8 protein-coding genes are annotated in these 6,801 nt (G+C 68.0%); 4 read left to right on the top strand and 4 right to left on the bottom strand.

Annotated features, from left to right (window positions below):
* Positions 1 to 145 precede the first annotated feature (145 nt).
* The 4 genes from ACWGST_RS16785 to lpdA all read right to left on the bottom strand — a co-directional run bounded on the left by ACWGST_RS16785 (position 146) and on the right by lpdA (position 3,517).
* Positions 146 to 1,144 (bottom strand): TIGR00341 family protein, encoded by a 999-nt coding sequence (locus ACWGST_RS16785; RefSeq protein WP_452047808.1) that lies wholly within the window; start codon positions 1,142 to 1,144, stop codon positions 146 to 148.
* A gap of 130 nt (positions 1,145 to 1,274) precedes the next feature.
* Positions 1,275 to 1,577, bottom strand: coding sequence for a transcriptional regulator (locus ACWGST_RS16780; RefSeq protein WP_452047807.1), 303 nt, complete (start codon positions 1,575 to 1,577; stop codon positions 1,275 to 1,277).
* A complete protein-coding gene (locus tag ACWGST_RS16775; protein WP_452047806.1) occupies positions 1,567 to 2,025 on the bottom strand; it encodes a hypothetical protein in 459 nt (152 codons plus the stop codon). Before ACWGST_RS16775 ends, ACWGST_RS16780 begins: the two co-directional genes overlap by 11 nt.
* A gap of 91 nt (positions 2,026 to 2,116) precedes the next feature.
* Positions 2,117 to 3,517, bottom strand: coding sequence for a dihydrolipoyl dehydrogenase (gene lpdA, locus ACWGST_RS16770; RefSeq protein ID WP_452047805.1), 1,401 nt, complete (start codon positions 3,515 to 3,517; stop codon positions 2,117 to 2,119).
* A 223-nt stretch (positions 3,518 to 3,740) separates the two neighbouring features.
* Between lpdA and ACWGST_RS16765 the strand changes: the two genes are divergently transcribed.
* The 4 genes from ACWGST_RS16765 (at position 3,741) to ACWGST_RS16750 (ending at position 6,764) form a co-directional block, all read left to right on the top strand.
* Complete coding sequence (locus ACWGST_RS16765) at positions 3,741 to 4,625, top strand: DMT family transporter (RefSeq protein WP_452047809.1); 885 nt, start codon at positions 3,741 to 3,743, stop codon at positions 4,623 to 4,625.
* 110 nt (positions 4,626 to 4,735) lie between these two features.
* Complete coding sequence (locus tag ACWGST_RS16760; RefSeq protein WP_452047804.1) at positions 4,736 to 5,095, top strand: GntR family transcriptional regulator; 360 nt, start codon at positions 4,736 to 4,738, stop codon at positions 5,093 to 5,095.
* Complete coding sequence (locus tag ACWGST_RS16755) at positions 5,092 to 5,997, top strand: ABC transporter ATP-binding protein (RefSeq protein WP_452047803.1); 906 nt, start codon at positions 5,092 to 5,094, stop codon at positions 5,995 to 5,997. The genes ACWGST_RS16760 and ACWGST_RS16755 overlap by 4 nt, the downstream gene beginning before the upstream one ends.
* On the top strand, positions 5,994 to 6,764 hold the full coding sequence (locus ACWGST_RS16750) for a hypothetical protein (protein WP_452047802.1): 771 nt from the start codon (positions 5,994 to 5,996) through the stop codon (positions 6,762 to 6,764). The genes ACWGST_RS16755 and ACWGST_RS16750 overlap by 4 nt, the downstream gene beginning before the upstream one ends.
* The last annotated feature ends 37 nt before the right edge of the window (positions 6,765 to 6,801 follow it).

The raw sequence follows: 6,801 nt of genomic DNA, 5'->3' as shown, positions 1-6,801 counted from the left end.
CCCCGGGCACACATTTGGCCCGCGGCGGCACGCCCGCCCCGGGGCGCGTCTATGAAAGAGTGTGGGGGGTTGGGCGCGGCGCGCGGCGGCCCACCCGCCCCTCTTTCGCGTGGCCGTTCGCGGTGTGTTTGCGGGGGCGCCCCGCTCAGCGCACCTCGACCTGGCTGCCCGACTTCACGTCGAGGCTCACCGCGACGAACGACGGCAGCTGTTTCGCGAGGTCGTCGCGATACTCGTCGATCGGCGGCAGCTCGCCGCCCGGGCTCTCGACGCCGACCGTCGCTTCGAGCCCGTTCCAGCTGACGCCCGTGACCGAGGCGCCCTTCGTGCCGTCGAGCCACTCGTTCGTGACCGAGTGCAGGTTCACCGTCCACGAGGCGACGAACGCGATGACGAGGGAGTTCACGACGAGCGGGATCGCGACGACCGCGGTGAGCACGCCGACGATCGTGTACGCGCGTCGTCGGTTCGCGCCCTCGACGGCCTCGGGGTCGCGCGGGTAGCCGGCGAGGGTGAAGACGAGACTCCCGGCAATGATGAGGGCGACGACGTTCGAGAGGAACAGCATCGAGGCGCCGAAGGCCGCGTCGAACTGGCCCTGGCCGAGGCTCACGCCGACCACGCCGAGCGGCGGCACGAGCGAGATCGAGATCGCGACGCCGGGCAGGATGTTGCTGAGATCGCGCCGGCACATCGCGAACGCCCCGGCGAGGCCCGTCGCGAAGGCGGCGAGCAGGTCCATGAGGGTCGGCGCGGTGCGGCTCGTGACCTGCGGGTTCGTCGTGAGCTGCTGCGGGTCGGGAATGGTGAACGAGAGCAACGCACCGAGGATCACGACGGCCGCGATGCCGCCGAGGAGCCAGAGCACGGAGCGTCCGACGAGGCTCGCCCGGCCGGTCACGATGCCGGCCGCGACCCCGAGGATCGGCGTCGAGAGCGGGGCGATGATCATGGCCCCGATGACGGTCGCGGTGGAGTCGCCGATGATGCCCGCGATCGCGATGATCGCGGAGAGGACGAGCATGATCGCGAAGCCCGTGCGCTTGGCGCGCACATCGCCGTGATCGAGGTCGAGCTGGTCGAGCAGCTCGACCGCAGGGTTGCGCCGGTTCTCGGGGATCAGCACGCCCGCCACTGTCGACATGCGCTGATGATCTCAGTCGAACCGGGCGGATGCCGCGGCGCAACGCCGGAGCGCCCGCGCCGCGTCTCGTCGCGGTCGTCGGGCCAAAGGTGTCCGTTCGCCGTTGGGTAACGCTGCTGGGAGACGCACCTTAGTCACCCGCCATCGCCCGCAGCGCCGCGATGTGCCCATCGAAGGCGCGGCGACCCTGCGCGGTGAGTTTGACGGTGGTCGTCCGGCGCGCGTCCGCTCGCTGAGGCGAGGCCTGCTTACTCGTGACGAGATAGCCAATTTCGACGAGGTTTCTCACTGTCTTCGACAGGTTTGCCTCACTGAGCTCCAGCGTCGCGGCAATCGCTGCGAAATCCGCGTCGGCGAGCGGGCGCAGCATCGCACACAGACGCAGCCGTGTTGGCGCGTGGATCGCCTCGTCGAAGCGGGGTTCAGCCCGCACGGCGCACCTCGGCAGCATACGCGCGGTCATAGACCACGACGATGAGCGCTGTGACGACACCCGCGGCCACAGCGACGGCAACCACCCATCCGGTCAGACCGAACAGCGCGAGTCCCAGGCTGATCACAAACGAGAAGAAGATGATCAAGAAGAGCGCAGCCAGCAACCAGAGCCCGCGAGGACCAGCCGGTCGGGTAATGCCGAAGCCACTGCGCTTACGAAAGAGCACTTCAACGCCGACGAAGATCCCCACGCTGAGCACAAAGGGCAACCACGCCCATGCCAGGCCTGCCGCGGGGGCCACGATGATCAGCGCCGCACCCAAGCCCTGTGCAGGTGCAGCCCACCATGTTTCGGCCGTGATCCGTTCGCCGATTCGGCCACGGTCAGTGCTGAGCGTCTCGAGCACGGATGCCGGGTCACGCTGCTTCTCGAATTGACTTTCCATGCGGTTGAGTCAATCACTTGATCATTGGTCAAGCAAATTCGCACTCACGACACCGACCGAACGGTGAGCGACATCGGCCAATCACCCTGTTCTACATGTTGATCATGTGCCCCGCGAGGCCGTGGAACGTCTCCTGCAGCGCCTCCGACAGCGTCGGGTGGGTGTGCACGTTGCGGGCGAGCTCGAGGGCGCCGAGGTCCCACTTCTGGGCGAGGGTGAGTTCGGGCAGCAGCTCGGAGACGTCGGGGCCGATGAGGTGGCCGCCGAGCAGCTCGAGGTACTTCGCGTCGGCGACGAGCTTGACGAAGCCGATGGGCTCGCCGAGCCCGTTCGCCTTGCCGTTGGCGCTGAACGGGAACTTCGAGACGACCACGTCGTAGCCCTCGTCGCGGGCCTGCTGCTCGGTCAGCCCGAACGAAGCGACCTGCGGCGAGCAGAACGTGGCGCGCGGCATCATCCGGTAGTCGCCGAGTTCCATGGTCTCGGCGTCGCCGATCGTCTCGGCCGCGACGACCCCCTGCGCCTCGGCGACGTGGGCGAGCATGAGCTTCGCGGTGACGTCGCCGATGGCGTAGATGTGCGGCACGTTCGTGCGCATGCGCTCGTCGATGCCGATCGCGCCGCGCTCGGTGAGCGCCACGCCGGCCGCCTCGAGCCCGAAGCCCTCGACGTTCGGCGCGAACCCGACCGAGATCAGCGCACGGTCGACCTGCAGGCTGCCGGCTTCGCCGTTCGAGGCCGTGTACGAGACGGTGACGGATGACCCGTCGTCGACGACCGACTCCACCTTCGTCGAGGTGAGGATCGGCACGCCGAGGTTGCGGTACTGGCGCGTGATCTCCTTCGAGACCTCGACGTCTTCGTTCGGCAGCGCCCGGTCGAGGAACTCGATGACCGTGACGTCGACACGGTAGTTCTTCAGCACGTAGGCGAACTCCATGCCGATCGCGCCGGCGCCGACGATCGCGATCGATCGCGGCAGGTCGCGCGTGAGGATCTGCGACTCGTAGGTCACGACGTTCTGCGAGAGCGCGACGCCGGGCAGCAGGCGCACGCGCGAACCGGTCGCGATGATCGCGTTCGCGAACGTGAGCTGCTCGGTCGTGCCGTCGGCCTTCGCGACGTCGATCGAGTTCGGCCCGGTGAACGACCCGCGCCCGTCGAACTCGGTGATGTCGTTCTTCTTCATGAGGAAGTGCACGCCCTTGACGTGCTTCTCCGACACCTGGCGGCTGCGGTCGAAGGCGACGCCGAAGTCGAAGTGCGCGTCGCCCGTGATGCCGAAGGTCGCGGCCTGATCGCGGAAGATGTGGGCGAGTTCGGCGTTGCGCAGCAGCGCCTTCGAGGGGATGCACCCGACGTTGAGGCACACACCGCCCCAGTATCTCTCCTCGATCACGGCGACGCTGAGACCGAGTTGTGCGGCGCGCACCGCGGCGACGTAGCCGCCGGGGCCGGCGCCGAGGACGACGACATCGAAATGGCTGGTCATGCGTTCCAGCCTAGGGTCGCGGCCCGCTGAGCGGGAGGGCCGTGGATGTCGCGACTGCCGAGCTTCGGCGGATTCCGGACACGCACCCCGGCGGACGTGTCGGGCGGTCGGTGGCCGGGCATACGCTCGACCGGTGAGCACCAGCACTGCACCGAACGCCGTCGCCGCGGCATCCGCACCCTCGCAGCCGAGCCGGCTGTCGACGTGGCTGCAGTTCCTCGGCATGGGCGTGGTCTGGGGCGCCAGCTTCCTCTTCATGAAGGTCGCGCTCGAGGGTGTGGCCTTCACCCAGGTCGCGTGGTCGCGGCTCGTGCTCGGCGGCCTCACCCTCGGCGTCATCGTGCTCGTCATGCGGCCGCGCGTCGCGTCGCCGACGGGGGAACGGGGGCCGGTGCTGCCGCGGCAGCCGATCGTCTGGCTGCACTTCGCGGTCATCGCGATCAGCGGATGCGTCGTGCCCCACATGCTCTTCGCGTGGGCCGAACTGCACGTCTCGTCGAGCCTCGCGTCGATCTACAACGCCGTCACCCCGATCACGACGGCGCTCATGGCGACCCTCGCGTTCCGCGTCGAGAAGCTCGCCGCGGGCCAGTGGGCCGGCGTGATCGTCGGCATCGCGGGCGTCGTCGTGATCATCGGGCCGTGGCAGTACGCCGCGCTCACCGGGAGCCTCCTCGGCCAGCTCGCGTGCCTCGGGGCGGCCGTCTGCTACGGCTTCACGTTCGGGTACACGCGCAAGTTCCTGAGCACGCGGCCGATCGCCCCGGCGACCTTCGCGTTCCTCAACATCGGCATCGCAGGCGCGATCATGCTCGTGCTGACGCCCGTGATCGCGTGGCAGCCGGTCGAGCTCGATCTCGCGATCGTCGGCTCCCTCCTCGCCCTCGGGGTGCTCGGCACGGGCCTCGCCTACATCTGGAACATCAACGTGCTGCGCGCCTGGGGGCCGACGAACGCGTCGACCGTGACCTACGTCACTCCCGTGGTCGGCGTCGCGCTGGGGGTGCTGCTGCTCGGCGAGCGCTTCTCGTGGCATGAGCCGATCGGCGCCGTGCTCGTGCTGCTCGGCATCCTGCTCGCGCAAGGGCGCCTGCGCCTGCCGCACTGATCCCAGCAGAAAGTGGTTGACAGCCACGCCCGTACATGGTTGGTTAGTTACACAAGTAATGAACCAACCAAGGTTCGGCGCAGCAGATCCCGGCAAGCGGAAGGGCGGACATGGACGATTCGCGTCCGATCTTCATCCAGATCGCAGAACAGATCGAGAACGACATCATCGACGGTGCGCTGCCGGAAGGCGGCCAGATCCCCTCGACGAACGAGTTCGCGGCATTCCTGCGCGTCAACCCGGCCACAGCACTGAAAGGGGTGACCCGCCTTGTCGACGACGGCATCGTGGAGAAGCGAAGGGGCATCGGCATGTTCGTGACGACCGGCGCCCGCGATCGGCTCGTCGAACGCCGGCGGGCGGGCTTCGCCGCCGAATTCCTCAGACCACTCATCATCGAGGCCGAGAAGCTCGGCATCGGCATCGACGAACTCGCGGGCATGCTCCGCGCGGAAAGGATCCAATCATGACCCGCACAGTGGTGCACGCCACCGGGCTCACGAAGCGCTACGGCGCGTTCACGGCCGTCGACGCGGTCGACTTCACGCTCGACGAGAACCGCATCTACGGCCTCCTCGGCCGGAACGGTGCGGGCAAGACCACCATCATGCAGTTGCTCACCGGCCAGCTCTTCGCGAATGCCGGGCGACTCGAGGTGTTCGGCCGGGAGCCGGCCGAACACGCCGACGTGCTGCGCCGCATGTGCTTCATCGCGGAGTCGCAGCGCTACCCCGAAGACTTCAGCCCGGCTCACGTCTTCAAGGCGGCACCCTGGTTCTTCGAGAACTGGGATGCCTCGTTCGCCGAGCAGCTCGTCGCCGACTTCCGCCTGCCGGTGAAACGGCGCATCAAGAAGCTCTCGCGCGGTCAGCTCTCGGCCGTCGGCGTCATCGTGGGGCTCGCGAGCCGCGCACCGCTCACCTTCTTCGACGAGCCGTACCTGGGTCTCGACGCGGTCGCCCGGCACATCTTCTACGACCGCCTGCTCGAGGACTATGCCGAGCACCCGCGCACCGTCGTGCTCTCGACCCACCTGATCGACGAGGTCGCGAACCTGCTCGAGCATGTCATCCTCATCGACCAGGGGCGCATCCTCCTCGACCGCGACGCCGAAGAGGTGCGCGGTTCCGCGACGACGATCGCGGGGCCACGCGCGATCGTCGAGTCATTCGTCGCAGATCGGCCCGTCATCGGGCGGGAGGGCCTCGGCGGACTGGCATCCGTCACTGTCGACGGCCGTCTCGACCAACGCGACCGCGTCCAGGCGGCCGAGCTCGGCCTCGAGCTCGCGCCCGTCTCGCTCCAACAACTCATCGTCCACTTGACCGGCACCGACCTCGCCGGCTCGACCGAACAGGAGGCCGCAGCATGACCGCCGTCGCGACCGCACCCGTCGTGCGCACCGAGGCCCGCTCGCGGGCCCACGAGATCTGGCGCATCGTGCGCCTGCATGCCGTCAACCCGTGGATCTTCCTCGGCATCCCGTGGATCATCCTCGGCGCCGCGTTGGTGATCTCGATCCTCATCACCCTCATCGTCAAGGCGGGTTCCGGCGGTAGCGTGACCACCGAAGACCTCGAGGGCATGCGCTACAGCTGGGCGGTGCTCTCGCCGCAGTGGTACCTCGTCGTGGTCGGCGTGCAGGCGATCGGACTCACTTTCTCGTTCGCACTCGGCTTCGGCACGACGCGCCGCGACTTCTGGGTCGGCACGAGCCTCATGTTCGTGCTCGTCTCGATCATGTACGCGGTCGCGATCGCGACGCTCGTGCAGGTCGAGATCGCCACCGGCGGCTGGGGGCTCGGCACGCACATGTTCGACGCGCTCTGGTACGGCCAGAGCTGGATCGTCGACTTCTACACGAGCTTCGCGCTGCAGCTGCTCGTGCTCTTCATCGGCGCGACCGTCACGACCGTGTACATGCGGTGGCGCATCCCCGGAATGCTTGTTCTGGCGTTCAGCGTGATCGCACTGCTGCTCGTCGCGACCGCGGCGATCACGTTCACGAACTCGTGGCCGTCGCTGTTCGCCTGGTTCGGCGAGATCGGCATCGTCGGGGCCTTCACGGTCGTGCTCGGCCTGGCTGCGGTCTCTGCGATCGTCGGATTCTTCGTGATCCGGTGGGCCACGCCCCGCTGATCGAACGGGTATCCAGCCGCGGCGCGGCATCCGATGG

Source organism: Agromyces sp. NPDC055520, assembly GCF_053619715.1.
The sequence above is the reverse complement of the archived record's forward strand: the minus strand, read 5'-3'. Positions and strand labels throughout refer to the sequence as shown.

Excerpts from the sequence above, each read along its gene's own strand:
- ACWGST_RS16765 (WP_452047809.1), top strand. The coding sequence starts at position 3,741 with ATGGGCGTGGTCTGGGGCGCCAGCTTCCTCTTCATGAAGGTCGCGCTC.
- ACWGST_RS16775 (WP_452047806.1), bottom strand. The coding sequence starts at position 2,025 with ATGGAAAGTCAATTCGAGAAGCAGCGTGACCCGGCATCCGTGCTCGAG.
- ACWGST_RS16755 (WP_452047803.1), top strand. The coding sequence starts at position 5,092 with ATGACCCGCACAGTGGTGCACGCCACCGGGCTCACGAAGCGCTACGGC.
- ACWGST_RS16760 (WP_452047804.1), top strand. The coding sequence starts at position 4,736 with ATGGACGATTCGCGTCCGATCTTCATCCAGATCGCAGAACAGATCGAG.
- ACWGST_RS16785 (WP_452047808.1), bottom strand. The coding sequence starts at position 1,144 with ATGTCGACAGTGGCGGGCGTGCTGATCCCCGAGAACCGGCGCAACCCT.
- lpdA (WP_452047805.1), bottom strand. The coding sequence starts at position 3,517 with ATGACCAGCCATTTCGATGTCGTCGTCCTCGGCGCCGGCCCCGGCGGC.
- ACWGST_RS16750 (WP_452047802.1), top strand. The coding sequence starts at position 5,994 with ATGACCGCCGTCGCGACCGCACCCGTCGTGCGCACCGAGGCCCGCTCG.